Raw genomic sequence first — 26,605 nt, forward strand, 5'->3', positions numbered from 1 at the left:
ACAATGAATCCCGATAAGACGGCCTGGCCGTGCTGCGACGATGGGAGCCGTCACCTATGAACTTCGGGCGCTTGACGAGGGGCTGCCTGCCGGGCAGGGTCCAGCGCGCGGGCGCGCTGGCCGCGGCCATCGCAGCGGCGGCCAGCCTCGCGGCCTGCGGGGGATCGCCGTCAGCGGCGGCGGCGTCCGGCGGAAACGTCCTGCAGGTGGTGGTGGCCGAGAACGACTGGGGCTCGATCGCCGCCCAGGTAGGCGGCAAGTACGTCCACGTGACCAGCATCATCGTCAACCCCAACGCTGACCCGCATGTCTACGAGCCGACGCCGGCCGACGGCCGGACCGTCGCCACGGCCAGCCTGGTCTGGTACAACGGCATCGGCTACGACGACTGGATGCCCAAGCTGCTGTCGGCGGACCCGGGGAACCGGACCGTGCTCAGCGTCGGCCAGGTCGTCGGGGTAGCCGGCGGCGGGAACCCGCACCGCTGGTACAACCCGGCCGATACCCAGAAGGTCATCGCCGCCTACGTGGCTGACCTGGCCAAGCTCGACCCGGCGCACGCAGCCTACTTCCGGGCGCGGGCCGCCCAGTTCAACAGCGTCGGCCTGAAGGCCTACAACGACGAGATCGCCCTGATCAAGTCGAAGTACGCGGGCACGCCGGTCGGTGCGTCGGAGTCGATCTTCGCGATGCTGGCCCCGGCCCTGGGGCTGAACCTGATCACCCCCTCCTCGTTCCTGAAGGCGATCAGCGAGGGCACCGACGTGTCCGCCGCGGACAAGGCGACCATCGACCACCAGATCAAGGGCCGCCTGATCAAGGTGTACGTATACAACAGCCAGAACACCACGCCCGACGTCCAGGCCCAGCTGGCCGAGTGCAAGGCCGAAGGCATCCCGACCGCGACGATCACCGAGACCCTTGTTCCGGCTACCGCCACGTACGAGGCCTGGCAGACCCGCCAGCTCGACGGGATCGCCGCGGCCCTGGCTAAGGCGACCGGCCGGTGAGTCCCGAGCAGGTGTCCCTGGCTCAGCCACCGAACGGCCGGCCGCCAGCGGCGCCGGCCCCCGCGGTGACCGCGCGGGGCGCGGCGATCGCCGTCGGGGGCCGGATGCTATGGAGCGGCGTGGACCTGGACGTGCCGGCCGGCGAGTTCGTGGCCATCCTCGGGCCGAACGGGGTCGGCAAGTCCACCCTGGTCAAGGCCGTCCTGGGCCTGCTGCCCCTGGCTGCCGGGCAGCTGTCCGTCCTTGGCCGGCCGCCGGGCAAGGCCAGCCACCGGATCGGCTACCTGCCCCAGCGGCGCAGCTTCGACCCGGGACTGCGGGTCCGCGGGATAGACGTGGTCCGCTGCGGCCTGGACGGCGACCGGTGGGGGCTGCCGTTCCCCGGCGCCGCCCGGTTCTCGGCCCGCGCCCGCCGCGCTGCCGCGCGGGTCGACGACGTCATAGGCCTGGTCGGCGCGGGCGCCTACGCCCAGCGCCCCGTCGGGCAGGTCTCCGGCGGCGAGCAGCAGCGCCTGCTGATCGCCCAGGCGCTGGCCCGCCAGCCTGAGCTGCTTGTCCTCGACGAGCCGCTCGACAGCCTGGACCTGCCCAACCAGGCCGCCGTCGCCGCGCTGATCGCCCGGATCAGCCGGGCCGAGCAGGTCACCGTGCTGATGGTCGCCCACGACGTCAACCCGATCCTGCCCTATCTCGACAAGGTCATCTACATAGCCGCCGGGGGGGCCGTGTCGGGGAGCCCGGCCGATGTCATCACCAGCACCACCCTCACCCGCCTGTACGGCACCCCCATCGAGGTTCTCCGCACCTCCGACGGGCGCCTCGTGGTGGTCGGCCAGCCCGAAGCTCCCGCGGTGCACACCGACCGCCATACCGGGATCCCGCGCCCGTGAGCGCCGGCGCCGCAGCGCCCGGAAGTCCGGGGGCGTCGCTGACCTGGAACCTGTGGTCCGACATCACCCAGGTCCTGACGTTCCACTTCATGGTCAACGCGGTGCAGGCCGGGACCATCATCGCCGTCGCCGCCGGGGTGATCGGCTGGTTCATGATCTTGCGCCGCCAGAGCTTCGCCGGGCACACCCTCGCCGTCGTCGCCTTCCCCGGCGCGTCCGGGGCGATCTGGCTCGGGCTGCCTGCCGCTGCGGGCTACTTCGGCTTCTGCACGGCCGCCGCCCTGTTCATCACCGCCACTCCCCGCAGCCATGGCGGTGCCGGCTTCTCGCAGGAGTCCGCGGTGATCGGCACCGTCCAGGCCTTCGCGCTGGCGTGCGGGTTCCTGTTCGTCAGCCTCTACAAGGGCTTCCTCGACGGGATCACGAGCCTGCTGTTCGGCAGCTTTCTCGGCATCAGCGACAGCCAGGTCCTCACCCTGCTCATCGCCGCTGTCGCTGCTCTTGCCGTGCTGGCCGTCATCGGCCGGCCCTTGTTCTTCGCGTCCATCGACCCGGCCGTCTCCGCGGCCCGGGGCGTGCCCGTCCGCGCCCTGTCCGTGATCTTCCTGCTCCTGCTCGGGATAGCCGCAGCCGAGGTCAGCCAGATCACCGGCGCCCTGCTGGTCTTCGCCTTGCTCGTCATGCCCGCCGCCGCCGCCCAGCAGCTCACCACCCGCCCCGCCCTCAGCCTGTCACTGACCGTGGTGATCGCCCTGGCGATCACCTGGCTGGGGCTCGGGGTCGCCTACTTCTCCGTCTACCCGGTCGGGTTCTTCATCACCACTTTCGGCTTCGCCGCCTACGCCCTGGCCGTCGCCGCCCGCCAGGCCGCCGGCCGGCTCGCCCGCCGCACGCGGCCCGCCGCCATCGCAGGGAGCGCACGAGCATGGTGACAGCCCTGGCCGCCGGCGACCCCATCACCGGGATCGGCCACATGCTCGCCCTGCCCTTCGAGGTCCGGGCCTACGTGGTCGGCACGCTCATCGCAGCCGCAGCCGGCCTCATCGGTTACTTCGTGGTCCTGCGCAGCCAGGTCTTCACCGGCGACGCGCTCTCCCACGTGGCCTTCACCGGCGCCCTTGCCGCCCTCGCGGCCGGCATCGACCTGCGCATCGGGCTCTTCGCCGCCTGCGTCGTCTTCGCCATCGCCATGACAGCCCTCGGCCGGGACGGCCGGGCCGACGACGTGGTCATCGGCAACCTGTTCGCCTGGATCCTCGGCCTGGGCGTGTTCTTCCTCACCGTCTACACCACCGGAGCCAGCGCCACCGGCGGCGGCAACAACGGCAGCTCCGGCGTCAACGTCCTGTTCGGATCCATCTTCGGCCTCACCGCCGGGCAGACCACCACCGCCGCCATCATCGCCGCCGCCGTCATCCTGGCGATCCTGGCGATCGCCCGGCCGCTGCTGTTCGCCTCCGTCGACCCCGCCGTCGCGGCTGCCCGCGGGGTCCCGGTCCGGCTGCTCGGGCTCGGATTCCTGGTCCTGGCCGGGATCACCGCCGGCGAGGCCACCCAGGCCGTCGGGGCCCTCCTCATCCTCGGCCTCCTCGCCACGCCGGCGGCCACCGCCCAGCGTCTTACCACCCGCCCGTTCCTGGCCCTGTGGGCGTCCGCCGGGATCGCTGTGGCATCCATGTGGGCCGGGCTCGGCATCGCCTACGCCGCCTCCAGCATCCCGCCGTCCTTCGCCATCCTCGCCGTGTCCACCGGCGCCTACGTCGCCGCGCTCGGCGGAACAGCACTCACCCGCCAGCGCGCCACTCCGGTAAGAGCCGGATCAGCCAGCGGACCTGCCAGCGCCCTGTAATCTTCCGCCCGGTTGCGCGGCCAGGCCCGGTTTGGTCCAGCCTCCCGCCCGCAGCGAGTAAACCGGTGCCGCTGCCATGCAGCCCAGGCCGCGACATACCCAGCCGCCTGGGAGTCCCCGAACGCGACGACGCCCGGGAGGAAGCCGGGCGGAGATGGCCACAAGGCCAGCTGACAGGCTTGGTAGAGGCGGACCTGGTAGTGGTCCAGGCCGGCCTCGTTCTTGCCGACCCGGAAGCACTCCTCCACGCACCAGCGGGTTCCGGCGACCTTCACCAGGACGGCGAGCGGAACCGGCTGCGGCGTGTGACACAGGTAGAAGGCCAGCTCAGACGGCCGGCTGATAGAGCGGCGGACCAGCAGCGAGATCTCGGGCCGGGTCGTAGCGAACAGCGCCCAGTCATACCAGCGGCGGCCCTTGGCGCCGTTCCCGCAGCTCAGGCGGTGCCAGGCTCCTGCGGCGGCCAGGATGTCCGCGCGGCGCGGCCCGGTGGGCGTGGCGACCGCGTGATCGCGGGCGACCGCCAGCACGTAGGAGATTCCCTCTTCCTCGAGGAAAGCGCGCAGCGGCCCGTTGTCACCGTAGGTCTCGTCCGCCGTGACCCAGGAGAACGGGATCCCGGCGGCGACTGCCCGTTCGATCATCACCTTCAGGAGCTGCGGCTTCGTCCAGAACCGCCTGTCTTCTGGCACCTGCGCCGCACTCAGCCGGCCCTCGTCCCGGTCCACGAGCGGGGCAGGTAAAGCTCCCGGTCGATCAGCGCCCGGCCTTTCGGCCGGCATAGGCCAGGAAGACCCCGACCGCGGCAGCGTCACCGTCGACACCGCCAAGGTCCGCGAGTGGGCCAAGGAGCAGGGCATCGAAGTCAAGGACCGCGGCCGTGTCCCGGCTGGCGTCGTCGAGCAGTACCAGACAGCCGCAGGGGTGTAGGCACCTTAGCGGTACCCCCACGGAATCGCGGCCGGGCCCTTGAGATGACAGGGCATAACCGCCCCGGCACCTTGTGGCCTGGCCTGTGGCTGCGTTGCCGACGACACAACAGCGCTTTTGATGACCACGCGCTATCCGCCTTATGGTCGGCAGTCTATGCATCACAGACTCGCTCGAAGCCCGCTCAGATCAGGCCGATCGGAGCGGTCGTCTGGGTCGTCGGCGGATGTCCGCTCATGCCGGTCTGCGGTAGTTGCTCGTCGGCGGCGGTCCTGAAATGCTTCGCGCATGTCTTCCCTCCCCACCTCCGCCGAGGACGTCATCGGTCAGCCAGTCCGGGACCAGTTCGAGGTGTTCATCGATGAGCACCGCAGTGATCTCAACGCGTGCCTGGACGGGCTGACCGAGGAGCAGGCGCGCCGGTCACTGGTGCCTTCCCGGACCACGTTGCTGGGCCTGGTGAAGCACGCGACCTTCGTCGAGAAGGTCTGGTTTGACGAGGCCGTCACGTGCCGGTCACGCCGGGAGATCGGCCTCCCCGCGACGCCAGACGAGTCGTTCATTCTTCATGACGACGACACCATCGCCGCAGTCCAGCAAGCGCATCGCGAGGCATGCGAGTCATCCCGCCGCGCGACAGCATCCCTGGGGCTCGACGACCTGGTCCACGGCAACCGGCGCGGCCCGCTCCCGCTGCGCTGGGTGTATCTCCACGTGCTGCGCGAACTCGCCCAGCACTGCGGGCACGCAGACATCCTGCGCGAGCAGCTCATCAACGAGTAGCGCGTCAGGTACCCGCTGATGTCGCGATGAGGTTGCTCGGTCGAGTGATTCGGGGCGCGCATAACGGTTGATCTGTCGCGTTGACGAGCCGGTGCGTATGCCCGAGAGATCAGGGTTTGCGTCCGGCGAGTCCGGTGGGCCTAACGATTGCCGGCACTTCATAACTGGAATCGGCGTGGTTCAGCTTACTGGCATCGGCCTGTTCCATGCTGTGCGCCCGGTGGCGAGGGAGGCATGGCAGGTGTTGGTCTGCCTGGGGCCTGCGCTAGCTCGCTGCGATGGTCAGGCTTGGTGATCGGGACTTCTGTGAGCAGGTACGCACCCGCAGTTGAACTGCGGCTAAGACGGCCGCTTGGGACCTTCGGCAAGATCATCCGGGTCCGCTGGCACCAGCCCGGCGAGCGCGAGTACAGCGGGATCTGGCGTGGTTCGACCGTGGGGATGCGAGTAATCGGGGTAGGCCCCGCGGTAGCCGCGCATCCGGCCGACGGTTCCGAGCAGCCCGAACATCACCTGCTGCACGGCGCGCGGTGGCTTGGTGAACTGGATGACGTCCTGGAACTCCCGGCCGATCAGGGCGAGCTGCAGCAGGCCGGGCACCCCCTTGGCGTCGGTCTTGCCGGCATTGGCCAGCCCGAACAGTGTCGCGATCATCAGCTCGAAACGGGGATTCGCCGGCGAGATCTCGATCAGGACCTGGGCGTCCTCGTCTCCGTCGTTCCACCAGTCGTGTGTGGTGCCAGCCGGAGCGGCCACCTCTTCCCCGGCGGTAAGGGTCCGCTCCACACCGCCAAGGCGGGTTCCGAGCCTGCCGGACACGACGTGGTACCGCTCCTGGATCTGCGGGTGGATGTGCTCGCCGACGACTGCGCCGTGCGGCCGGACGGTCAGATGCACCAGGAATGACTGCCCCCGGCTGTCCTCGTCGCCGCGCAGCACTACCGCATGCTCGCCGGTGATCTTGTTCTCGTAGGTGTCGCCGCAACGTGACACTAAGGCCTCCTGTGACCTGGCCGACCCTCTGCAGGCACTGCCTCTTGGAGGCTGATTCCCAGGTGCACTGTTTGTCAAGGGCCCGGCGACGAGCCCTTGCCGCAATTTGCCGTTCCGCGCCAGGGTCCAGGTCGGTGCCATCCAGCCGGAGCTCGGCGGTGGCTTGTTTCCGGCGGCCCGCGGTCCTTGCGCGACTGGGTCCTGGAGCAGGAGTTGCTGGAGCAGGAGTTGCTGGAGTGGCGGTGGCTTGAGCACCTCGAGGACTTCGTCCGCACCGGTCATAACGTCCTGGCGCACGACGGCCTCTCCGGCGACGCCTGGGGCGTCTATCAGCGCGGCATGCGCAGCGTCGCCGGCCTTTCCTCGGCGGAGGTGGCGCGCCGGGTGCCCGTGCCCGAAGGGGCACGGCAGATGCTGGACATCGGCGGCTCACACGGTTACTACTCGGTGGTCATCTGTCGTCGCCATCCCGGCCTGCGGTCGGTTGTTCTCGATCTTCCCCAGGTGATCTGCCATGCCGCTCCGCTGCTGGCCCAGGAAGGGATGGGCGACCGCGTGGTGCACCGGGCCGGGGACGCCACGACCGATGGCTTCGGAACCGCGGCATTCGACCTTGTGTTCATCGCCAACGCCGTTCACCATTTTGATGTGCCGACCAACCGTGACCTGGCCCGGCGGGCGGCTCACGCCCTGCGCCCGGGAGGCTTCTTCGTCATCCTCGATTTCGTCAGGCCGCGCTCGCCGAAGGATGCCGGGCAGGTCGGCACCGTCAACGATATGTTCTTCGCGCTGAGCAGCGCTTCCGGCACCTGGTCCAGCGAGGAGCTCAGCCGGCGCCTGGACGTCGGCCGGGTAACCAGCACAGCGGTCTCGTACATGGGGTTCGCCGCCAAGGCCGTGCGATAACGAACCAGTTCGGGTGCATGCCGAAGACGCTCTCATGACCGCGTAGCCGTCGGGTCGGCGCCAGGATGCCGCAGCCACGCGGACCCAGCCCGCCCGGATGCTCTCCCCTGCGGGTCCTCCTGACGTCGCGGCAGTCAGCCGCTGCCCCGGCCAATTTGGCCAACGCCAAATGCGGTCGCTCTAGCAGGGCTAAGGACGCCCAAGACTGGATAATCTGCGCGCGGCCACCCGCGGAGTCGGCACGGCTCCCAGGCACTCCGATTCGGCAGGCGCAGGGAGCCTTCTCTTCGCCGCCCACGCTGCTGCGCCGCCGGAAGGCTCATCGGCCGGATGCGGGGCATCAGGATCTGATCCGCGATCTCGGTGAGCTCCCATCGGGAGCCTGTAAGCACGGCTCCCGGTGACACCCCAGCTGGCAGGCTAGTCAGGTCGTTCCGGCGGCTCGGCCGCGCTGGACCCATCAGACGCCTCGGGCCGGAGCGATCTTAATCAGCCAGCATAGGTTTTGCCGCACTCAACCAGGCTCCATTACCAGATGGACGTCTTGCTCCTTGTCTCGCTTGTGCTTCATGCAAGGCCGTTGGGCGTGGCCAACTAGTTTCCATCCGGCATCAGTTCGATTGCAGTTGTCCCCTTTTACTCTGACGGCCCTTCCGGGGTACGTATAAGGCTGTCAGGATGACGGTTTTCCGGTTTGCGAACAACAGAGCGCTCACATAGGCGCCACTTAGAGGTGTTCAGCCGGGCCGAAGCCCTGCTTTCGCAGCCCCGCTGAATAGCTAAAGGGGAGCGAAAGGCAATGGATACCACTGAAGTCGAAACCCCGCACCAGCATCCAGAGCCGCAACGGCGCCGCAGGCTGACCAGACGCGTGATCCTGACCGCAGGTTTCGTCGTAACCCTGCTCATCGGCGTCGGCATCGGGTCTGCGACGCAGAACACGGGTGTCAGCCAGAGCACCTACAACGCATCGCAGGCACGGGTCTCTTCACTGAAGAGCCAGGTGTCTTCGCTGAAGAGCCAAGTGTCCTCGCTCAAGGGCAAAGTGGTTGTGCTTCAGACGGACGTCAGCAGCGCTAACGCCGCTCTCACCACAGAACAGATCAAGGCAGAAACCGCGCAGCAGACCGCGAACGCAAATGCGGCATCCGCCTACCGTGACCAGGAGGCAGCTCTCACGGCTCAGCAAAAGCAGGTGGCGGGCGAACAGCGCACTCTGAAGCAGGAACTGGGCCAGGTTCAGGCGAGCAGCATCGATGCCGACGGCACGTACATCGTGGGCCAGGACGTCAAGGTCGGCACCTTTCACACGAACGGCTCGGGTGATACTGGGCAGAACGACTGCTACTACGCCACGCTGAGCAGCACCAACGGCAGCCTCGACAGCATCATCTCGAACGATAACTTCGACGGACCGGAGACAATCAGCCTCAGCGGCGTTTATGCCTTCCAGATCAACGGGCCGTGCACATGGGTCTTGGTTCCCCAATGAGACAGCAGGCCCATCCCCGTAGGTAAGTGGCCACCGGCATGACGCGAGCCCACCCTGACTGGCGGTGTGGCTGCGGTAGAGCCACTCCAGCAGCTCCTGCCCCACCACCCTGGTTAGGGTGTCGCACGCGAGAACTCCCGCCCGTGCTGCCGAACCCAGGCATCGGTGGATAACCGGCAGGGATCTCATGAGCGGGCCGTACGCGAACCGCCGTTAGGCGCGTTGGGCGTCATGCGCGTTTCTCTCGCCGGGATCGCGCCCGAACTGGTCGATCTGCGTGGTGCCGTAGTCACTGGTGATTTAGGCATCTGCATGCATGTCCGGGTGGATGCCGGACGGATCGCGAGCACGCCCTGTGGAAGCTGCGCGCCGGCAGCACCGTCAATTACGGCTAGCCGAACGGACCCGGCCTACCCGCCACCGTCACGATCTCGGGGGGCACTTCCAGCGAGCGGGTCACGGCAGGCGCCGGACGCGGTGACAGCGGGCCCGGTGGTTCCGGGCCCGCTGTCACTGTCGGGGCAGGGTCAGCCGGCTGCGAGCGCCGGGGCCAGGTTGGCCGCGTTCGGAGTGCCCAGGCCCGTGACCGGGTCCCAGCCCTGGGTGGCGGGGAAACCGGGGACCGTGGGGGCGGCGGCGCCGTTGTTGCCGGTGGTCACGTCGTAGAAGTACGTGCCGTAATTCGGGCCCGAGGCCAGCTTGTACAGCGTCGGGTTGATCAGGCCGAGGCCGTGGCCCGCGATCTGGTCGGCGATCGCGACGATGCCGCCGAACTGCGGCGACGACGCGGACGTGCCGCCAACCACATACCAGCCCGCGCTGCACGGGTTGTCCGGCGGGCAGAGCAGGCCGCCCGTGGCGTCGCCGGGCGCGGTGTCATACACCAGCACACCGGTCCGCGAGCTTGCCTGGTAGGCGACGTCAGGCACGCCGCGACCGCTCGTGATCGGGGTCGAGCCGGCCGGCAGCGTGGCCTGGTAGGACGGCTTGGCGAACACGTGGCTGAACCCGCCGCCGCTGTCGATCCAGCCGATCTCGCGCACGCCCGGGTTGCTCTGGCAGGTAGCCGGCGGGTCGGCCGAGTCCACGCTGGTCCCGGTGATCGGGTCGGTGCACAGGTACGTGCCGCCGACAGCGGTCACCAGGGGATCGGAGGCAGGCCACCCCACCGTCGGGAACGGGAAGTCACTCGCCCCGCTGCCCCCGACCGGCGACTTGGGCGGGTTGGCGCTGCCGCCGTCGCCTGAGCTGGCCAGCACTGTTACGCCGTTGGCGGCCGCGTCGGTGAACGCGTCCCGCAGGTTGAGGAGCGACTTGGTGCTATTGAACGCCTCCTCGGCGGATCCGAAGCTCTGCGAGATGACCGTCGCCTGGTGGTGGTCGACGATGAACTTCTCGGCCTTCATCATCGCCGGGAAGCCCTGCACGCCCAGGGTCTCGGCGACGTTCGTGGTGACGAGGAGGATGTTCGCCCTCGGGGCGATCGCGTGGACCCATTCCACGTCGAGGCTGGTCTCCAGCGCCCAGGCGTTACGGGCCTGCAAGCCTGGGTTCTTGGCGCCCGCCGGGGGCGCCTTCACCTGAGTGTTGCCGTCCCAGAAGACGTGGGTGAAGGTGGGCGTCCCGGCCGCGCAGCTGGCGCCCGGCTCGCCGCACATGTGCGGCAGGCCGAATTGGGTGTCGAAGTTGGCGAGGTCGGAAGCCATGTTCGGGTTGCCGAACGAGTCGATGATCGCGACGGTGACGCCCTGGCCTTGCTTGCCCGCCGCGTACAGCGGCGAGAGGTTATACGAATTCTCCATCGAGGCCGGGTTGAAGCAGCGACGGGCGGCCGGGACGGCGCTGGCGCAGTCCGCCTGGCTCGGCGGGGTGATGCTGCCGTCAAGCCACTGTGCGTCGCTGAAGGCCGGATTCGGGGTCGGCAGCGCCATCGCGGCGGTGTGCCCGGTGGCGCCCGACAGGGCGAGTGCGGCGACCGCAAGAACTACTCCGGCCGCGGGTGACATCCGTCTGATCCCTTTTAGGGTCATATAGGACAACTTTTCCTCCCGTGTATGGGTGATCGGAGTTAATGTTCTTCCAGAGGCACCGCCTGCCGCAATACCTTGATCGTCACTGTCCACACGTACGGCACCAGGCCACTCCACGGGCCGCGCCTGATGCACAAGTTCAGCTTCAACCGACCGCAACCCAGCAGGTGCGCAACCCGCGATACCTGCCACCGTCAAATCGTGGCCCAAGTCCGGTTATCTACAGCGCCGGTCGATGGTGGGTCTAACCGATTTTCAAGGGGCAAGCAGGAGCATTTCCCGCGCCGGTCTGCGAGAAAAGGGGCATTTCACCGTTCCTGCCGGGTGCCGCTGCGCAGAACGCCGGATTCGGCACGCGCCTTCGGCGGTGGGCCGACCTGCATCGTCGCCACATGACGATCATGGCGGGGGGCCTCTGGAGCCCGCTGGCACGGCTGTTGGCAGCACAGAGTCGGTGATCCGGCATGCTCCTTTAGGAGGCGCTGTGCCGGCTGGTGTCTCTGGCTGGGGGTTAGCGGACCATGCGCAGCGCGACCTTGCGATTGCCGCCGTTTTGGCTGACCAGTGCGAACCACAGTGGCAGCAGGGCGTCGACGGTTGCCGTCGCGGTGGCGTCGCCGACAAAGGCCGGCTCGAGGCCGACGGCGCTGATGAGTTCCTCGGCAGCCGCCCGCGCCTCGGGATCGGCGGCGAAGAACAGGTTCGCGCCGGCCACCGGGTCAGCGAAGTTCTCCCAGCCGAGGGAGTTGAACGCGCGTACGTACCGGGCCGACGGGGCGGCGGCCGCGATTAGCGCCCGGCTGTCGGGCTCCGGCGCGCCCATCCTGTTCACCGCGTCGATCACCACCTTGCCCGCGAGTGCTGCCCCCTGCTCGTTCACGACATCCGGCACGGCTTGGCCGGGGACGGCCAGCAGCACCACCTCGGCGTCTTTGAGCGCCTCACCGATGCTGCGCACCGGAGCGCCGCCTGGGCCCTGGCCGGACCCGTCCCGTGCTCCGTAGACCACCTCGTGCCCGGCCGCGCGCCACTTGCTCCCGAGCGTTCCGCCGATGTTGCCCTTGCCGATCACCGCGATCCTCATGCTCCGGCAACCAGTGTGACGGCGGTCTCATTCCCTGCCGTACCGTCGCAGCCAGGCCACGAATACGACAGCTCATGCTGCGCTGCGTAATCAACCCTTGCCTGGCGTGACGCGCAATGCCGCCGCTATGGGCGGCATCGGGCGTTTCGGCGTTGAGCCGTTGAGGGGCGCCGTGCGGGGTGATCTGCGGCTTTGGCGCGGGTGAGGCGGAATGGGCGGTGATATCGTCCCTGGAGCGCCGGCCGCGCGGCCCTCATGCCGGCCCGGTGGCCGTTTCGGCTGCTTGAGGGGCCCTGGGTCGGCGGGTGCCGTCGGGTCGGTCGCTGGCCTGGCGGATGGCATGCACCAGTTCGGCCCGGGACACGCCTGCGGGGGGCGCTGGGCGCCATCCGGCGCGGAGCATGGCGCGGACCTCGGCCCGCAGCGGGTCGAGGGAGGCGGGCTTGGCCTCCATGGCGAGGTAGGCGCGGAAGGCGGGCAGCCAGTCGGGGTGCTGCGCGGCGGCCGCGCCGACCAGCATGGACGGGATCTCGCCATCGGGGTCGGCCGGGGTGCCTGACCACAGGGCCGTAAGGTACGCGTCCCACAGGAGGTGGTCGCTGAACCAGGGGCGGAGCTCGGTGTCGCACCACTGCCCGAGGAGCCGGGCCCATTGCTGGCGCGGGTGGCCGGCGACGATCGCGGCGGCCTGGCACCCGGCGAGGATGGCGAGGCTGAGCCCGCGCGCCGCTGCCGGGTTGGTTGTCATCGCGGCATCGCCGATGGCCAGCAGGCCGGCCAGGTCGCGGGCTTGCGGCCGGTACCGGTTGACCAGGCCGGCCCCGGCCCGGACCGGGCCGGTGGCCTGCGCCCGGTCCGGCCGGGTCCATGCGGCGCACCCGGGCAGGGCCCGGGCGGGGAATTGCCGGCCGGCCGGCAGCGACAGGGCCCCCGCCTGACCGGCGGCCAGAACCCCCGCCTGACCTGCGACCAGGGCCGCCCCCGCCAGATTGGCGAGCACAGCCTCCGGCTAACCGCCAAGGACGGTGATGAAGTCCCGGCTCCAGCCCAGGAGGTACTGGTCGGCGGGGCGGTGCTGGCCAGGCACCTTGGCCGTCAGCGGCCCGCCCGGCCGGGACGCGACGTCAAGCTGAACCCATTCCGGGTTGATGTCCAGTTCCATGCCGATCCGCGCGCCATGGTCGGCCAGCGCCTGGGCGAGGTCCTCGGGGCTGGCCGACATGCTCCCGGCGTAGAGCAGGTCGTCGGAGGCGTCCTCGCCGAGCGCGCTGCGTGCGACGTACTCGCCACCGCCGAGCGTCGCCCCCCACGCGTACCAGTCGGCGGCCGCCGCCGTCGGCTGCCCGTGCTTGACGAGCAGTTGCAGATTCTGGCGGACGCTGTACACCGCCTCTCCTCTGGCTGGCGCGCCGTAGCCCCAGGCGGCGATCCGGGCGCGCCCGGACCGGTCGATGATCAGGCTGGCGTACCCCGTCAGCAGCGGGCTGATGACATGCCCCTCCTGCTCGTAGCCGCCAGCGCCCACGGATAGCTTGAACCCGCCGTTGAAGGCGGCGAGCAGCTGTTTGCGTTCGGTGCCGCCTACGGCCGGGCTGGCCGTGACCAGGGCCGCCGAGAGCGCTGGATCCGCGCTGCCGGTGTGCAGCGCGTACCGGACCGGGCCGTGGAAGACCGCGACGGTCACCTTGGCGCCGTCGGCAGTACGCACCTGGTGCATAGTGACGTGCGGCACGGGCTTGGGCTTGGGCTTGGGCTTCGGGGTAGTCGTCGCGCTAGCGTGCCGTGTCGGCGTCGCGGACGGCGCGCTGGACGTCCCGGGCTTGCTGTTGGCGGCGGGTGCCGCGGCCGGGGTAGCAGTGCACGCCGTCGCCAGGCAGACCACCGCACCGACCACGAACATCAATCGCATGCGCGACAGCATAGGGACACGGTGTGACGGGACAGTGAAGGGGCTTGCGGCCGCGATGCCCGGCGCGCGCCGATCGGCGCGCCAGCCCGTTCGCCTTCGACCCGCGTGCCCGGCTCGGCGCCCCGCGCGCGTTCCCGCCCTGGGCAGCCGCCTCCCGCCGCCTGAGCTCCTCGATCAGCGACCCCATCCAGGTCTCCTTCCCCCCGTACACGACGGTAGAAAACCAAGCCGCCGATCAGACGATAGTCCGGCAAAACTGCTGGTCAGAAGTCCCTTCAGAAGAGCTGCACCCGTCGCCGATGCCGGCTCGCAGGACCAGTCATGCCGCGCACCCGTCCCGCCCGCCCTGGCGAGCCTGCACAGGATCCTGACAGTCTCGACCCATGCAGCCTGTGCTTCAGTACGTCGTCGCGGTAAACCGTTCCGGTGCCCGACCTTGACCGCGCAATGGCCTTCTACCGCGGCGTGCTCGGTCACCAGCTGATCTGCCGCAACGAAGCGACCGGGGCAGGCGGGGCTCCGAACCCCCGGATCAGACACCGAGATCGTGCTGACCACGCGGCAAGCTTACGAGCCGGACTGGAAGCTTGCTTCCGCCGACGCGGCCGCCGCGGTGTTCGCCGCTAACGGCGGGAGGGTGCTCGCCGGGCCCATGGACATCTCGATCGGCCGGCCCGCTATCGAGAAGGACCCCTTCGGCAACCGCCTCGTGCTGCTCGACTCGACGAAAAGCACCTACGACACTGACGAATCCAGCGCGGTCACCGGCGTCTCGTGACCAACTGGGCCATACGGCCCGGGCAGCATCTCGCACGCTGCGCAGAACCGCTTACCCAGCGAGCTCGTCAGCCTGCACCCGGCTGACCGGCGGTCGCGCGGCAGAAGCTCAGCCCCGGCAGGCAGTCCCCTCCAGATGGGTCGCCAGGCTGGGGCCAGCCACCCGAACCGCCGTTCGGTTCGTGTGCGGCATTTACGGAGGTGAGCTGGTCAGGCGCGCGGAACAGGTCGATCTGGCCTGGTGACGCGAGTTCTGTGCGTCTGCCTGCGAACTGTAAGGGTGGTGCCGCCTGCGGGCTTATGCAGGGCTGGCCGGATCGTCAGCGTCTTCGGGCTGGGTGATCCACGCTGAGAAGACCGGCAAGCCGTGCCACGGGGTGGGCTGAGGGGTATGCCGTCCGGGATGATGGCCTTGGTCGGCGGTGACGGCGACGACAGCGTAGGGCTGGCAGAAGCGCAGTTCTGCGGTCCGCATCAGACCAGGCCGGGTCCTCGGCAGGCTCGCCGCCATTGCCATTGCCGTTACCGCTGCTGCTTCGAACCCGGTCCGGCTGTAGCGGGCGACTGCGGCCTGCCGGGCCTCCCACGCGAACTCGTCCAGCCCGGCCAGTGCTGCCACGGTGGCCGCGGCCGTCCCGAAGCCGAGCTCGGGGTGCCTGCTCAGGTCATGCGTGCTGTCCGCTGACCAGGCCGGCAGCACCGCGGTGCAGCGCTCCTCACGGCCATCGGGCGAGGCGGTCTGCACCTGCTGCTCGCTGATCTCCCACAGCGGCGCCGCGCGGAGCGGCACGGTGAATAGCGAGCGCCTGGCCACCGGGCCGCCTGTGGCGATGGCGCTGGCCAGCCGGCAGGCGGCGGCAAGCACATCAGCGGGGGGCACGCCGGGCAGCGCGGCGACCGAGGTGACCAGCAGGCCATCCCGCGCCCAGGCCGTGTGCACAACGACGTCGCCGGCCTGGTCGTCGGCAGTGATGAACTGGGCGTGCCCCCAGCCACGCCGCGGCGTGCGCAGCACCCGGCTCAGGGTGCCGACCCAGGCACTGTCCGGGCCGAGCGCGGACGCGGGCGCCACGTCGAACGGCTGCGCCCATGAGATCTTCGTGGCCAGCGCCGTGGCCAGCACGAGCATGGTTTCGTCCGTCAGCTTGACCGGGAACCTCTCGATGAGCCCCAGGGTGCTGCGGCGCGCCCAGTCATCCAGCGCTGCCTGACCAGGCAGCGCGCCGGCCTCCACCGCAGCGGGCAGGCTGGCCAGCCACCGCGACAGCGCCTCGGCCTGCACGTCCTCGCGTCGCCACACCCCGCCCGCCGCCGCGACCAGCGGATGCGGCACTGACAACAGCCCGCTCGCCGCCGCCGCCGCTTGCTCCACATCCAAGCCGAGGACCTCAGCCAACTCGGCCCGCGCCGCCCCGCTACTGGCCGGACCGCACAACGCCAGCAGCAGCCATGCGCCAAGCGGTGACGCCACATGATGACACTCACCCGCGGCCCGGTGCAGCACCCGCGCATAACTCGCCACCGCCGCCGTCATGTCTGTCAACGAAGTACCCACCCACCACAGGGTGCCGCAAAACCCTGCCGCACGCACCTTCCAGCCGCCCTCACCAGGACGCAGTCCGGCGAACGGGGCAAGCTCAGAACGGAGGGTTCTGCACGCATGGACCGCACATCGGTAGGCCCTTCTGGCGTCGGAATAATCGGCGTTACGCGCGTTCTAGCCTCGGCTGCCTTCTTACGTTCAGTAACCGGCCCAGGACCACGTCGATCTTCTGCATGCTGGGTTTCGTATCGCGGTTGCGACGGTGGCATGCGATCTCACCCGCGGGACATCCGGCACGACCTGGGCGGCATGGGCAGGGCAGGAGCGGTACGGGCTGCTCCACACGCCCTGCCGGTAGGATTTCGGGTGTGGCCGCCACGCGCGTGATCCTGGTGTCAGACACGCATCTGTCTGCGTCAGCGCCGCAAGCGCAGGCCAACTGGGACGCTGTGCTCGGCTACGTCAGCGCCTGCGCTCCTGACCTGGTCATTCACCTTGGGGATCTGAGCCTGGACGGGGCAGCAACGCCGCGGACTTGCGTTACGGCCGTGCCCAGCTCGACCGGCTGCCGGCGCGGTGGCGTGCGGTTCCCGGCAACCATGACATTGGAGACAACCCGTGGCCGGGTGCTCCGGCAGGCAGTGCCGTGGACGCCGCTCGCCGTCAGCGGTGGCTGGACACAGTCGGCGCCGACCACTGGCTGGTACAGGCCGGCGGCTGGATTGTCCTGGGGGTCAACGCGCAGCTGCTAGGTTCTGGCCTGGAGGCCGAGGCCGCGCAGTGGTCGTGGCTCGGCGAGCAGGCCGGCAGGCATTGCGGCGGCCAACCGGTTGCGCTTATCACGCCAAGCCCGTAACCGCGCCCGGCCCGGAGCTCGCGGCCGGACCGCCCTACCGCTTCTGGCCGACGCCCGCCCGCATTCGGCTCGCCCGGCTGTTCGGCGGAACGCCGCCCGCATTGGTGATCAGCGGCCACGTCCACCAGTACCGCCTGCTGTGCCTCGACGGCACTGATCACCTGTGGGTGCCGACAACCTGGGCAGTGCTTCCCGACCACGTGCAGCCGGTGCTCGGAGCCAAGCGGTGCGGGATCGCGTCACTCTCACTCGCCCCGGAAAGGTACAAGAACAGCAGCTAATCGAGACCCCTGGCCTTGAACAGCTCACCGTGACCATCGACCTACCCGACCCCTACCACAGCTGACCAGCCACGCCGCTCATGCCGGGAGTCGTGCCCGCCGGCTCGGGCGGCCCGGGACGGCTGGTACCTGCCCTCATGTTCGTCGTGTCACGATGAGGGACATGCGCACCCAGAAATTCGGCGGCACAGCCACCGCTGGTCCTCGCGGCAGCCTGGGTCATCGCAGTTCCGTTTACCGGATGAGGTATGGGGTGCCAAAGCCGGGCATCCGGTAGGCGGGACAGTCAACGGCTGGCGGTTCCGCGGGACGGTAGCGCCGGGCGGCAGCGGCTGGGCCTTCACCGTGGGCCCGGCGTGGGTACGCGATTCCGGGCTTTCAGCCGACGGCGATGTACTCATTGAACTGGAACCGGAAGGCCCGCAACGCGACGATCTGGCCGACGATGTCCGCGCTGCGCTGGAGGACAGCCCCGCTGCGGCGGCGTTCTTTGACACGCTGCCGCAGTACTACCGCAAGGCCTACCTCCGCTGGGTCGACGCCACAACCCGCCGGCCGGAGGTACACGCAGCGCGCATCGCTGAGGTTGTGCGACTGCCCGCGACCGGGATCAAGGAACGGCCGCGGTCATGACCGGAAGGTCAGCCGCGCGGCTGGTTCGCTGGCTGCGCACTCCTGCTCGACCGTGCCCTGGAAGTCTTACCTGACCCTGCGAGGCCGCTGGTAGGTAGGCCGCTACAGTGCCGACTACCCCGTGCTCCCGCTCATCGGCCGACACTTCCTGCCTCACTTCGCCACCTCGACCGCGATGGTGGCCGAAGGCGCGGGGATGTAGTTGACCGATCCGGTGTAGGTGGCCTGGAAGAGGTAGCCACCCGGCTTGAGCTGCTTGGCGGTCAGGTGGCAGCTGCCGGTCCCGTGCACGGCCTTGATGATGCACACGGTGGTGCGGCCCGCGGTGATGTCGACCTTCCCGGTGGGGGTGCCCTTTGGCGAGGTCAGCTGGACGGTGACATGCCCAGCCTGCTCCTTGCCGTAGGTCAGGCCGGTGTTGACGACTGACAGGTGGACCATCGCCTGAGTTGCCAGGTTCACGACGAAGGGCTCGTAGACCTTTGCCTTGTTCAGGTAGGTGCCCGCACCGGAGCAGTAGCCGGTGGCGGTGCAGGACACCGCGTCGACTTCCGCCTCGCTCTTGCCCCCGCTGAGCAGCGGCAGGCCGTGCAGCCCGATCGCGTACTGCCAGCCGGAGGCGGTCTTGACGTCCAGGAAGGGCTGGCGGCCCGCCGTTGTCTCCCGGTACTCGCCGCCGACCGCGCAGTAGGCGCTGACCGAGCAGGAGATGACCGGCGCGGGGTTCTCCGTGATACCCGTGTTGCCCAGCTTGGCCGCCCCGAGGACGGGGCCGGGCGCGAACGCGGTGCTGTTCTCGCTCTCCTCGGTGAACGCGGTCGCGGTGCTGCTCCCGGTGCTGTAGCAGGTGTCCCGGACCGGGACCTTTACGCAGGAGACCGAGCTGAGCTGGTAGTCGCTGCTCTGCGCCGGCATCGCGGTCGGCGGGAGCCAGGTCCCGTTGCTCTCGACCGCCAGGAACGAGCCGCTGCTCGTGGCCGTGGCGGTCCGCCCGACAACGGTGCAGTCGCCAGCCGACGGGCACGAGATGCTCTCCGCCGCGGTGCGCTTCGCGTGCAGGGTGGCCAGGCCGGGTATCTCCACGGCGAAAGCGGCCCAACTGCCCTTAATCTGTTGGAGGAGGATGCCTTGGGAGACGTTGGCCGAGGCACCGGTCCCGCCGATCTCCGTGTAGCTCTCCCCGACGGCGAGGCAGTCGCTCGCCGCAGGGCACGAGACCGAGGTGATGACGTTGCCCGGCCTGGCGATCTCGGTCGGCAAGGCGAATGTTCGAGGCGGCTCCCAGGTGCCCTTGCTCTCGGCGACGGCCAGCGGCAACCGCTTGCCGCTGTGCACTTGGCCGGCCGTGCCGGCCGCCGCGCAATAACCGCCAGCCGAGCATGAGACGACGGTGAGTTGCCCTCCGTAGACGCCGATCATGTGCGCCTTGCCCCAGGTCCCGTTCTGCTCGAGGACGACGAGACCGTCCGTGCTCTTGTCCCTGCCCGACTCGAACCAACCGGCGGCCGCGCAGTCGCCCGCCGCCCAGCAGGACACCGCGTCGAGGCGGCCCTGCCCCCCGGTCGCCACCAGGCCCTTAATCCCGGGCACAGCCCGGGCCGGCTGCCAGACCCCGGCCACCTCGTTGGCTGTGAACGGCAGCCCGCCGCCCACGTCATACGAGCCGACCGCGGCGCAGTTGCCCGGCGACGCGCACGACAGGCCGCCGATCGTGGCCCCCTTAGCGCCGAGCTCGTCGAGGCCGCTCAGGGGAAACGCGTAGCTCAAGGTCCCGCCCGGTTCGGTCGGCTCGGCGGCTGAGGCGGCCGGCCGGGCCGTCGTGGACCCGCGGTCATCGCAATGCCACCGGTGACTCCTGCTCCGGTGACGACAGTGGCGGCGATAGCCAGCACTGTCCTGAATTTCAGCGCCAATGCTCTCAACTCACGTGCTCCTCGCAAGACTTGTGTGTTACCTGAATCCCCGGCTGTTGGACAGTCGGCCGAGCGGACCGGTTGTCTCACGGGTTAGCTGGCCCATCATGGAGACAGTTGCGATTACGTGCTCCTGATCACGGTCCTGGCTTGAGCGTCCAGGGATGACGCGCAGTGCCGTGCGCGCCGATTCGGCGGGGAGCGGCTGGGTGATCGCTAGTGTCCTGACCCGATATTGGGTTGGCAGCTGCAGAGGGGGCAGATCCTCTCATCGGATCTGCCCCCAATGCTGTCAGTCCTCGTGGACGGCGGGCAGTTCCTTGTAGTAGCGAACCAGCGGGAGCGGGGTGAAGCCGGCCTTCTCGTACGTGTGGCGGGCCGGGGCGTGGCCGGGATCGCCTCCAGTCCCGAGCTGGACGAGCTTGACGCCGGCGGCGCTGATCCAGTCGAACGCGTAGGCAAGCAGCGCACTGCCGATGCCCCGGTTCTGCTGATCCGGGTCGACGGCGATCATCTCGATTTCCGCGCTGTCCGGATCGTTGTGGAATGCCACGGCCGCGAATCCCGCTGGCCGGGCATCGACCTCGGCCACCCAGACCGTCATGTTCTCGTCCCGGCACACTTCCTCGACAGCGCGGGCCTGGCCTGCAGCCCAGTCCGGGTAAACGAGCCGGTTCAAGCGAGGGCCGAGCACGCCGGCCATCGACTCGTAGACCGGCTGCCAGGCCCGGAGCGACAACGCCACGATCGGCGCGATGTCGGCGTCGAGCTGCGGGCGGATGATGAACGGGGCGGGCGCGGAAGCAGGCGCCGGCTCATGGACGGCAGGCTGAGGTGACTGCTGATTGATCATGATTGTTCTCCGTTGCGATCACGGCCGATAGCACCCTGCCGAAGGGCGGGTGAACTTGCACGGTGACGCGGCGGACGAAGTGCCCGTTGCGTTAGGCGCAGCGGGTGCGGCTGACCGCGAAGCGGCCCAGCCCGGAGTTCATGATCACCCGGGCAGGCTACCAAGCCTCCGGGTGCTTGTCACAAGGCTTTCGGTCCCAGCGTCCTGAGCCGGTGATGCGCTGGCGAAAGCGCCCAGCGACGCGCGTCCGGCATGCGCACGACACAAGTCGCCGGCAGCGCTTTCCGTCTGCGTGCCGGATGGACAATGGACTGGTGATCGAGGTTGACCCAGCGCGCTTCGAGGAGATGGTCGCCTCGGTGCTGGACGGACTACCGGAGGACCTAGGACGGCTCATGAGCAACGTCGCCATCACGGTCGAGCACCGCGCGGGGCCGCCCGGCCTGCTGGGGCTCTACGAGGGCGTCTCCTTGACCAGCAGGACGACCGGGTACGCCGGGGTCCTGCCCGACCGGATCACCATCTACCGCCAGGCGATCTGCTCGATCTGCCAGACCGAGCAGGAGGTCGCCGGGCAGGTCCACAAGACCGTCATTCACGAGGTCGCACACCACTTCGGGATCGATGACCGGCGCCTGCGCGAACTGGGCTGGTGACACCGCAGACCACGACCACGACCCGCGACCAGGCAAGTGCGCGTGAACCGCCTTATTGGGGGGTTGGTTAATGACTGGCATTTGTTTCACTCATTACAGAACGAGCTGATCTGCGTACGCCGGGATCTCTTGCGATCGGCCTGTACCTGCAGCCGTTGTCCGGTATCTCAGCCGGCCACGCTGACCCCTGCGCTCCTGAGTGCCTCGAGCAAGGGCTGTAGTTGTTCGTAGGCCGGCTCATCGACCGGGAGGGAATTGTCTATGCCGGCCTGTCTGAGGACGACGTTGCGATTGCCGTGCTTGTCGGGGCCGGAAACGGTCACGGACAGGAGCTTCACATGGAAGCGCCGTACCGAGCCCCCGAAGACTTCAAGGACGCGGCCATCGAAAGCGACAATGCGGTTCGGCCCGGCACCGACTTCGAGCAGATCCATGACGGCGAAGGTAGCAGTGGCCAGAAGACTCGCCACAGCCGCCCGGCATGGACGGCGCACCGCCGAGCCTGTCTGTATCGGCGGCTCGAAGCTGTTAGTTCCCTGTGTGGCCGCACGCTGGTAGACAGGCCCGAGCTTGTAATCCTCGATCACCAGGTAGAGCGCGGCCACATTAGAGCATGGCCAACCCACATTACGGCGGGTAATATCCGCTGGCCGGGGGTGCTCGTCGATCCTGAGTGCGCGGGCGGTCAGCTGACGGTTGCCGCCGCCCCGGCAATGGCACGCGGGTGCAGGCAGGCGACGGCGACGATCCCGCACACTCCCGCGATGGCGATCGCCGCGCCCGGTCCTGTCACTGCGCCGAGCGCTCCGGCGAACGCGAAGCCTAGCGCCTGCAGCGTGAGCAGGCCCGCCGAGTTGACCGCCATCGCCCGCGCGAACAGGTGCTCAGGCGCGACCTGCCGGACCATTCCGTCCAGGCCCAGCGAGTACAGGCTGCACGTGCCAGAAAGCGCGAGCAGTGGCAGTGCCACGGCGATCGGGGGCGTGGCGGCGAACACTAGGTACGGCACGAACGAGGCAGCCGCGGCGGCTCCCACCAGGAGGCGCTGTCGGCGCGCGGACAGGAAGGTGACGCCGATCAGGTCGCCGGTGATGATCCCGACCGGAAGGGCGGCCAGCCACCAGCCGACGAGCGCCGGCGACGCGCCGCGGCCGGCGATGTACGGCGCCGCCAGAGCCTCCGGCGCCACGAAGAACGCAGGCGCCAGCCAGCCGAGCAGCAGCAGCCGCCGCAGCCGGGCCTGCGCGAACACGTCCCGCACGCCGTGCAGGGAGTCCCGCAGCAGCGCTGTCCCGTCCGCCGGGCCGGTCGCCGGGTGGCTGCGGATGCCGAACCGCGCCAGCGCCGCGGCGGCGGCCAGCAAGGCGGCGCTGGCCAGGAACGAGCCGCTGGCGGAGAGGGTGACGAACAGCAGCCCGCCGACCGGGTTGCCGCCAAGCTGGGCGCCCTGCACGGCGATCCGCACCAGCGACCGGGCTGGCACGTAGGCGGGCTCGGGCACGACCGAGCGGACCAGCGCGGCCTGCGCCGCGTTTCCGAAGCCGCTGAGCGTGCCAGTGCCCACGAGCAGCGCGAACAGCCCCGCGACGGGTATCCCCGGCAGGGCCATCACCGCCGTAAGGCCGGCTGAGCCGAGGGCGCAGGACGCGAGCAGCCGCCGGGGCGGCACCCGGTCCACCACCCCGGACAGCACCGTGCCGGTGACCAGGAACGGCAAGAACCCGAGCGTGAAGGTGGCGGCGGAAAGCAGGGGCGACCGGGTCCGGTCGAAGACCAGGACCGTCAGCACGACCGACGCGACCACCTGCGCGGTGATCGCCGTCGCGGCCGCAGCGAACAGCGCGCGGAACTCTGGCACGGCGAGCGCCGCGCGGTAGCTGACTTCGGGCACGAGACCGACTGTGCTCCCGGCCGGGCGCAGCGGCAAAAGATTCGCTCCTGCGCGTATCATCGGGCTCGATGACCACGTTCGCGGCGCGGCGCCAGGATCTCGGCACCATCCGGTTCGCCTACTCCCCGGCATGGGAGACGACGCACGCGGCCCGGATGTTCATCGACCCGCGCAGCCGCCCTTACCACCGGTCCTGGCACGCCGCGGTGGCCGCCGAGGCCGCCAGGCTGAACCTGACGCCGCTGCTCGCCGTCAACCCCGTGCGCGGGAACGTCCCCGACTTCCTGACGCCGCCGCCGGACGTGCCCGCGCCGCGGTTCGCCGACCAGCTGGCGCGGATCCGGGCGACGCCGCCCGGCCAGGTCGCGGAAGAACTGGCGCGGTGCCGCGCCACCCTCACAGGCAAGGCGGCGGCCGAGGCGGTCGACGCGATGCTCGCCGACCCCGCCGGCGCCCGCGACTTGCTCGCCGACCAGCTGCAAGCGGTATGGGACAGGCTGGTCGCGCCGTTCTGGCCGCGGATCCGGGACGTGCTCGACGCGGACCTGGCCTACCGGTCACGCCAGCTCGCCGGCGCCGGGCTGCGGCAAGTCCTCGAGGCTCTCGACGGAAGGATCACCTGGGGCGAGGACGGCACCGTGACCGTCGGCGACGGCATCGACCAGCTCGTCGAGTTGCGCGGCCGGGGGCTGGTGCTGATGCCGAGCGCGTACATATGGCCGGCCGTGGTGGCGGTCACTGACGAGCCCTGGCAGCCGACGATCGTCTACCCGGCGCGCGGCATCGGCCGTCTCTGGCGGCCAGCAGGCGCCCCGCCGGACGCGCTGGTCCGGCTGCTTGGCCGGACCCGAGCCCAGCTGCTGGCCGGCCTTGACCGGCCCGCGTCCACGTCCGGGCTTGCGGCGCTGCACGGCCTGTCTCCCAGCGGCACCTCCAGGCACCTGATCGCCCTGCGCGACGCGGGCCTGATCACCGGCACCCGGCACGGCCACGAGATCCGGTACGCCCGCACCCGGCTGGGTGCCGACCTCGCCCGTGCCGCGGCCGGGTCCTCGCACTAGCGTCCCCCATGCGCCTTGCCGCCATGCGCACCGCCGCCGGGACGTCCGCGGCACGACTCGATTCCGACGCCCACCTGCTGATTCCGCTGGACGCCGCGGACGCAGCCGAACCGCTCCACCGGCGACCCCGCCGCGGTTCGCGCCCGGCCGGGCGCGTCACCCGTGCCGATTGCGGAGGCCCACGGCCGGCGTGCTGCGGGATATCGGAGGACAGGGAGCCGGAAGCGCGATGACTGACAGCCAACTGCCCGCCGCGATCCAGGACTTCATCGAGGCGACCAACCGCGGGGACTCTGCGGCATTCGTCGCCGCGTTCACACCCGACAAGGCACAGGCGTCATTCGGCAGTATGAGACGAGCCGCGCTGGGCGCGGGCCCGGCGTTTGCCCTCGTGCATGGCCTGTACGCGCGCGATCGGGATCGTCCTGCCCTCCGCGACGAGGTCCTCAGGCAGGGCCTGCGGCGACGGCAGGGCAGCGGCCCAGGGATCAGCGTCCGCCAGCAGCCGAGCCGCGTTCCGCACCGTGAAGTCACCCGGTGACACCTCGTCCAGCGCATCCCAGGCCACCGGGAACGAGACCGGCACGCCGGGGCGCACTCGCGGGCTGTAGGCAGCCACCACGGTCGCCCCGTGCGCCCGGGTCGAGTCGATGAACACCATGCCGCCGCGATCAGCCTTGATGAACGCGGTCGTCGCGAGGCCGGGGTCCAGCCGCGCGGCCCGTTCCGCCAGGGCGCGGGTTGCCGCCGCCGCGTCGTCCGCTGAAACTGATTCCTGAACGGGCACGTAGATGTGCACGCCTTTGGCCCCGCTGGTCTTGACCGCGCCCGCCAGGCCCGCCCCGGACAGCGCTTCCCGGACCAGCTTGGCCGCGGCGACCGCCCGCCCGAACTCGCCTGCACCCGGCGGATCGATGTCGAGCACCAGGTAGGAGGGCCGGTCCAGGTGCCCGGCGGTGCCGAGCGTGACGTGGTATTCCACCGCGCGTTGATTAGCGAACCAGATCAGCGTCGGCTTGTCCTCGCACAGCGCATACCGCACCTGCCGGTGCGACGATTCCGCCCACATCGAGACGGTTTTGATCCATGGCGGCGCGTAGTCCGGCACGTTCTTCTGCATGAACGGACGCTGGCCCGCGCGGACCCGGATCACCGACAGCGGCCGGCCGCTCAGCACGGAGATGATTCGGTCCCCGACCGCCTCCAGGTAGTTCACCAAATCGCGCTTGGTCGCGTCCGCCCCGTCGAACAGGGGCTCGTCCAGGTGCGTCAACGTGATCTCGGGCGATGCCATGCGTAACGTCTACCCGTTCCGTGTCCGGGCACCACCGGCCTTATGAGGATCAGGGGCTTGCGGTGTTGTCACCCGCGCCGAGTCCGCACTGATCAGCGCCTGCCGGGATCGCACGTCTGGTGGGCGCGCGACGCTGATCCGGCACCGGTCACCCCGGCCAAGCCCCAGGCTCAATATCACTGCCTGTCAATGACCGTGGCCTGGCACACGCGCCCGAGCCGCCGATAGGCGTGCGCGGTTGGCCCGTCGGCGCTCATGTGCTAAGCCAAGCAGAATTGGCCGATCTCGGCGAATGCCTAGGGGGAGGGGCGCTCATGGTTTCGGTTATCGCGGGTCGCCGTGGCCCTCAGCTTGCGCGGCGGTGAGGGCCGGGGCCAGCAGTGCCCGGATGGCGGGCACGAGGTAGCCGACGAGTTCGTCCCGGTCGAGGTCCGCCAGGGCGCCGGTGCGGGCGACGTGGCGGGCGAACGTGATGCCGATGACCAGCGAGGTGAGCAGGTTGGCGTATACCTCGGTGCCCGGGCCGAGTGCCCGGCGGAAGGCCTCGGTTACCTCGCGCTCGGCCGCCGCGTAGAGCGGCATCGCGGCATCCTCGCCTGAAGCGGCGCTGCGGATCAGGGCAACGACGAAAGGCGTCTGACCGCCGTCCGCGGGCTCCGTTTCGGCCACGAAGGCCGCCGCGATGCGCTCAGGGAGCGTGTCCAGGTCGCCGGGGGCGACTTCGGCGGCGGCCCGCGGCCCGGGCAGCGCCTGGACGAGCAGTTGCTCCTTGGTGCCGAAGTGGCGCATCACCAGGCCGTGCGTGACGCCGGCCCTGCGGGCGATCTCCCGGATGGTCGCGTGCGCGTAGCCGCGTTCGTTGAAGACATCGCGCGTCGCCTGGAGGATCGCCGCACGTGACGCTTCCGGGTCGCGCCGGCGTTTGGCAGGCTGGCGGTCTGGCCGGCTTTCCATGAGCTAAGTGTACAAGT

General features: G+C 69.7%; 27 protein-coding genes and 1 pseudogene. 15 read left to right on the forward strand and 13 right to left on the reverse strand.

Features of this window, described 5'->3' with window-relative positions; all coding sequences use genetic code 11:
- Positions 1–71: 71 nt before the first annotated feature.
- The 4 genes from EAS64_RS08740 to EAS64_RS08755 are packed head-to-tail and all read left to right on the forward strand — an operon-like array spanning position 72 to position 3,749.
- Positions 72–1,010 carry a metal ABC transporter solute-binding protein, Zn/Mn family gene (locus tag EAS64_RS08740; RefSeq protein WP_222849146.1) on the forward strand — a complete coding sequence of 313 codons (939 nt, stop codon included), beginning with the start codon at positions 72–74 and terminating at the stop codon, positions 1,008–1,010.
- Positions 1,007–1,900: a metal ABC transporter ATP-binding protein gene (locus EAS64_RS08745; RefSeq protein ID WP_222849147.1), complete on the forward strand. Its 894-nt coding sequence runs from the start codon at positions 1,007–1,009 to the stop codon at positions 1,898–1,900. The genes EAS64_RS08740 and EAS64_RS08745 overlap by 4 nt, the downstream gene beginning before the upstream one ends.
- Positions 1,897–2,832 carry a metal ABC transporter permease gene (locus EAS64_RS08750; RefSeq protein ID WP_222849148.1) on the forward strand — a complete coding sequence of 312 codons (936 nt, stop codon included), beginning with the start codon at positions 1,897–1,899 and terminating at the stop codon, positions 2,830–2,832. The genes EAS64_RS08745 and EAS64_RS08750 overlap by 4 nt, the downstream gene beginning before the upstream one ends.
- The gene (locus EAS64_RS08755) at positions 2,826–3,749 is read left to right on the forward strand and encodes a metal ABC transporter permease (RefSeq protein WP_222849149.1); all 924 of its coding nucleotides are present in this window, start codon (positions 2,826–2,828) and stop codon (positions 3,747–3,749) included. The genes EAS64_RS08750 and EAS64_RS08755 overlap by 7 nt, the downstream gene beginning before the upstream one ends.
- A 176-nt stretch (positions 3,750–3,925) precedes the next feature.
- Here EAS64_RS08755 and EAS64_RS08760 read toward each other — a convergent pair.
- Positions 3,926–4,550, reverse strand: a pseudogene (locus EAS64_RS08760) (IS701 family transposase); the annotation flags it as partial.
- Between EAS64_RS08760 and EAS64_RS45690 the strand changes: the two are divergent.
- Both EAS64_RS45690 and EAS64_RS08770 read left to right on the forward strand, forming a co-directional pair.
- Positions 4,530–4,679, forward strand: a complete 150-nt coding sequence (locus EAS64_RS45690; protein WP_246115675.1) for an Lsr2 family DNA-binding protein — start codon at positions 4,530–4,532, stop codon at positions 4,677–4,679. The pseudogene EAS64_RS08760 and the gene EAS64_RS45690 overlap by 21 nt on opposite strands.
- 288 nt (positions 4,680–4,967) lie before the next feature.
- Positions 4,968–5,462 (forward strand): DinB family protein, encoded by a 495-nt coding sequence (locus EAS64_RS08770; protein ID WP_145852451.1) that lies wholly within the window; start codon positions 4,968–4,970, stop codon positions 5,460–5,462.
- Positions 5,463–5,801: 339 nt separating this feature from the next.
- Here EAS64_RS08770 and EAS64_RS08775 read toward each other — a convergent pair whose 3' ends face one another.
- Positions 5,802–6,455, reverse strand: coding sequence for a cupin domain-containing protein (locus EAS64_RS08775; RefSeq protein ID WP_145852452.1), 654 nt, complete (start codon positions 6,453–6,455; stop codon positions 5,802–5,804).
- Positions 6,456–6,641: 186 nt separating this feature from the next.
- Between EAS64_RS08775 and EAS64_RS08780 the strand changes: the two genes are divergently transcribed.
- Both EAS64_RS08780 and EAS64_RS08785 read left to right on the forward strand, forming a co-directional pair.
- Positions 6,642–7,361, forward strand: a complete 720-nt coding sequence (locus EAS64_RS08780; RefSeq protein ID WP_222849151.1) for a class I SAM-dependent methyltransferase — start codon at positions 6,642–6,644, stop codon at positions 7,359–7,361.
- Between the two features lie 799 nt (positions 7,362–8,160).
- On the forward strand, positions 8,161–8,853 hold the full coding sequence (locus tag EAS64_RS08785; protein WP_145852454.1) for an Rv1352/Rv1906c domain-containing protein: 693 nt from the start codon (positions 8,161–8,163) through the stop codon (positions 8,851–8,853).
- Between the two features lie 527 nt (positions 8,854–9,380).
- On the opposite strand, the gene EAS64_RS08790 is transcribed toward EAS64_RS08785, so the two are convergent.
- The 4 genes from EAS64_RS08790 to EAS64_RS08805 all read right to left on the reverse strand — a co-directional run bounded on the left by EAS64_RS08790 (position 9,381) and on the right by EAS64_RS08805 (position 13,876).
- Positions 9,381–10,859 (reverse strand): S53 family peptidase, encoded by a 1,479-nt coding sequence (locus EAS64_RS08790; RefSeq protein ID WP_145852455.1) that lies wholly within the window; start codon positions 10,857–10,859, stop codon positions 9,381–9,383.
- Between the two features lie 535 nt (positions 10,860–11,394).
- Complete coding sequence (locus tag EAS64_RS08795; protein ID WP_145852456.1) at positions 11,395–11,967, reverse strand: NADPH-dependent F420 reductase; 573 nt, start codon at positions 11,965–11,967, stop codon at positions 11,395–11,397.
- A gap of 253 nt (positions 11,968–12,220) precedes the next feature.
- Positions 12,221–12,967: a hypothetical protein gene (locus tag EAS64_RS08800; RefSeq protein WP_145852457.1), complete on the reverse strand. Its 747-nt coding sequence runs from the start codon at positions 12,965–12,967 to the stop codon at positions 12,221–12,223.
- Positions 12,968–12,976: 9 nt separating this feature from the next.
- Positions 12,977–13,876: a phosphodiester glycosidase family protein gene (locus tag EAS64_RS08805; protein WP_145852458.1), complete on the reverse strand. Its 900-nt coding sequence runs from the start codon at positions 13,874–13,876 to the stop codon at positions 12,977–12,979.
- Positions 13,877–14,302: 426 nt separating this feature from the next.
- Between EAS64_RS08805 and EAS64_RS47380 the strand changes: the two genes are divergently transcribed.
- Complete coding sequence (locus tag EAS64_RS47380) at positions 14,303–14,503, forward strand: hypothetical protein (protein ID WP_145852459.1); 201 nt, start codon at positions 14,303–14,305, stop codon at positions 14,501–14,503.
- Complete coding sequence (locus EAS64_RS43425) at positions 14,424–14,654, forward strand: VOC family protein (RefSeq protein ID WP_187365931.1); 231 nt, start codon at positions 14,424–14,426, stop codon at positions 14,652–14,654. Before EAS64_RS47380 ends, EAS64_RS43425 begins: the two co-directional genes overlap by 80 nt.
- Positions 14,655–14,951: 297 nt before the next feature.
- Here EAS64_RS43425 and EAS64_RS08815 read toward each other — a convergent pair whose 3' ends face one another.
- Complete coding sequence (locus EAS64_RS08815; protein WP_145853455.1) at positions 14,952–16,196, reverse strand: serpin family protein; 1,245 nt, start codon at positions 16,194–16,196, stop codon at positions 14,952–14,954.
- 535 nt (positions 16,197–16,731) lie between these two features.
- Here EAS64_RS08815 and EAS64_RS08820 point away from each other — a divergent pair.
- From EAS64_RS08820 to EAS64_RS08830, 3 genes are all read left to right on the forward strand, one after another.
- The gene (locus tag EAS64_RS08820) at positions 16,732–17,052 is read left to right on the forward strand and encodes a metallophosphoesterase family protein (protein ID WP_145852460.1); all 321 of its coding nucleotides are present in this window, start codon (positions 16,732–16,734) and stop codon (positions 17,050–17,052) included.
- Complete coding sequence (locus EAS64_RS08825; protein ID WP_145852461.1) at positions 17,010–17,333, forward strand: hypothetical protein; 324 nt, start codon at positions 17,010–17,012, stop codon at positions 17,331–17,333. The genes EAS64_RS08820 and EAS64_RS08825 overlap by 43 nt, the downstream gene beginning before the upstream one ends.
- 345 nt (positions 17,334–17,678) lie before the next feature.
- A complete protein-coding gene (locus EAS64_RS08830) occupies positions 17,679–17,966 on the forward strand; it encodes a YdeI/OmpD-associated family protein (protein WP_145852462.1) in 288 nt (95 codons plus the stop codon).
- Between the two features lie 153 nt (positions 17,967–18,119).
- On the opposite strand, the gene EAS64_RS08835 is transcribed toward EAS64_RS08830, so the two are convergent.
- Together EAS64_RS08835 and EAS64_RS08840 are read right to left on the reverse strand one after the other, a co-directional pair.
- Positions 18,120–19,733 (reverse strand): Ig-like domain-containing protein, encoded by a 1,614-nt coding sequence (locus EAS64_RS08835; RefSeq protein ID WP_145852463.1) that lies wholly within the window; start codon positions 19,731–19,733, stop codon positions 18,120–18,122.
- A 438-nt stretch (positions 19,734–20,171) separates the two neighbouring features.
- Entirely contained in the window at positions 20,172–20,732 is a 561-nt protein-coding gene (locus EAS64_RS08840; RefSeq protein ID WP_145852464.1) for a GNAT family N-acetyltransferase, read from the reverse strand.
- A gap of 314 nt (positions 20,733–21,046) precedes the next feature.
- Between EAS64_RS08840 and EAS64_RS08845 the strand changes: the two genes are divergently transcribed.
- Entirely contained in the window at positions 21,047–21,388 is a 342-nt protein-coding gene (locus EAS64_RS08845; RefSeq protein ID WP_145852465.1) for a metallopeptidase family protein, read from the forward strand.
- A gap of 167 nt (positions 21,389–21,555) precedes the next feature.
- Here the strand turns inward: EAS64_RS08845 and EAS64_RS08850 are convergent, their stop codons facing one another.
- Together EAS64_RS08850 and EAS64_RS08855 are read right to left on the reverse strand one after the other, a co-directional pair.
- On the reverse strand, positions 21,556–21,993 hold the full coding sequence (locus tag EAS64_RS08850; protein ID WP_145852466.1) for a hypothetical protein: 438 nt from the start codon (positions 21,991–21,993) through the stop codon (positions 21,556–21,558).
- A gap of 80 nt (positions 21,994–22,073) precedes the next feature.
- Positions 22,074–23,279 (reverse strand): MFS transporter, encoded by a 1,206-nt coding sequence (locus EAS64_RS08855; RefSeq protein ID WP_145852467.1) that lies wholly within the window; start codon positions 23,277–23,279, stop codon positions 22,074–22,076.
- A 68-nt stretch (positions 23,280–23,347) separates the two neighbouring features.
- Between EAS64_RS08855 and EAS64_RS08860 the strand changes: the two genes are divergently transcribed.
- Positions 23,348–24,340 (forward strand): ArsR/SmtB family transcription factor, encoded by a 993-nt coding sequence (locus EAS64_RS08860; protein ID WP_145852468.1) that lies wholly within the window; start codon positions 23,348–23,350, stop codon positions 24,338–24,340.
- Between the two features lie 337 nt (positions 24,341–24,677).
- Here EAS64_RS08860 and EAS64_RS08865 read toward each other — a convergent pair whose 3' ends face one another.
- Both EAS64_RS08865 and EAS64_RS08870 read right to left on the reverse strand, forming a co-directional pair.
- Complete coding sequence (locus tag EAS64_RS08865; protein WP_145852469.1) at positions 24,678–25,634, reverse strand: DNA polymerase domain-containing protein; 957 nt, start codon at positions 25,632–25,634, stop codon at positions 24,678–24,680.
- A 324-nt stretch (positions 25,635–25,958) separates the two neighbouring features.
- Positions 25,959–26,588, reverse strand: a complete 630-nt coding sequence (locus tag EAS64_RS08870; RefSeq protein WP_145852470.1) for a TetR/AcrR family transcriptional regulator — start codon at positions 26,586–26,588, stop codon at positions 25,959–25,961.
- Between the last annotated feature and the right edge of the window lie 17 nt (positions 26,589–26,605).

The sequence above is a fragment of the Trebonia kvetii genome (assembly GCF_007827045.1).
GTDB lineage: Bacteria > Actinomycetota > Actinomycetes > Streptosporangiales > Streptosporangiaceae > Trebonia > Trebonia kvetii.

Coding starts and splice junctions, on each gene's coding strand:
- EAS64_RS08785 (WP_145852454.1), top strand. CDS start 8,161: ATGGATACCACTGAAGTCGAAACCCCGCACCAGCATCCAGAGCCGCAA.
- EAS64_RS08865 (WP_145852469.1), bottom strand. CDS start 25,634: ATGGCATCGCCCGAGATCACGTTGACGCACCTGGACGAGCCCCTGTTC.
- EAS64_RS08860 (WP_145852468.1), top strand. CDS start 23,348: ATGACCACGTTCGCGGCGCGGCGCCAGGATCTCGGCACCATCCGGTTC.
- EAS64_RS08840 (WP_145852464.1), bottom strand. CDS start 20,732: ATGATCAATCAGCAGTCACCTCAGCCTGCCGTCCATGAGCCGGCGCCT.
- EAS64_RS08770 (WP_145852451.1), top strand. CDS start 4,968: ATGTCTTCCCTCCCCACCTCCGCCGAGGACGTCATCGGTCAGCCAGTC.
- EAS64_RS08870 (WP_145852470.1), bottom strand. CDS start 26,588: ATGGAAAGCCGGCCAGACCGCCAGCCTGCCAAACGCCGGCGCGACCCG.
- EAS64_RS08790 (WP_145852455.1), bottom strand. CDS start 10,859: ATGTCACCCGCGGCCGGAGTAGTTCTTGCGGTCGCCGCACTCGCCCTG.
- EAS64_RS08755 (WP_222849149.1), top strand. CDS start 2,826: ATGGTGACAGCCCTGGCCGCCGGCGACCCCATCACCGGGATCGGCCAC.
- EAS64_RS08805 (WP_145852458.1), bottom strand. CDS start 13,876: ATGCGATTGATGTTCGTGGTCGGTGCGGTGGTCTGCCTGGCGACGGCG.
- EAS64_RS08795 (WP_145852456.1), bottom strand. CDS start 11,967: ATGAGGATCGCGGTGATCGGCAAGGGCAACATCGGCGGAACGCTCGGG.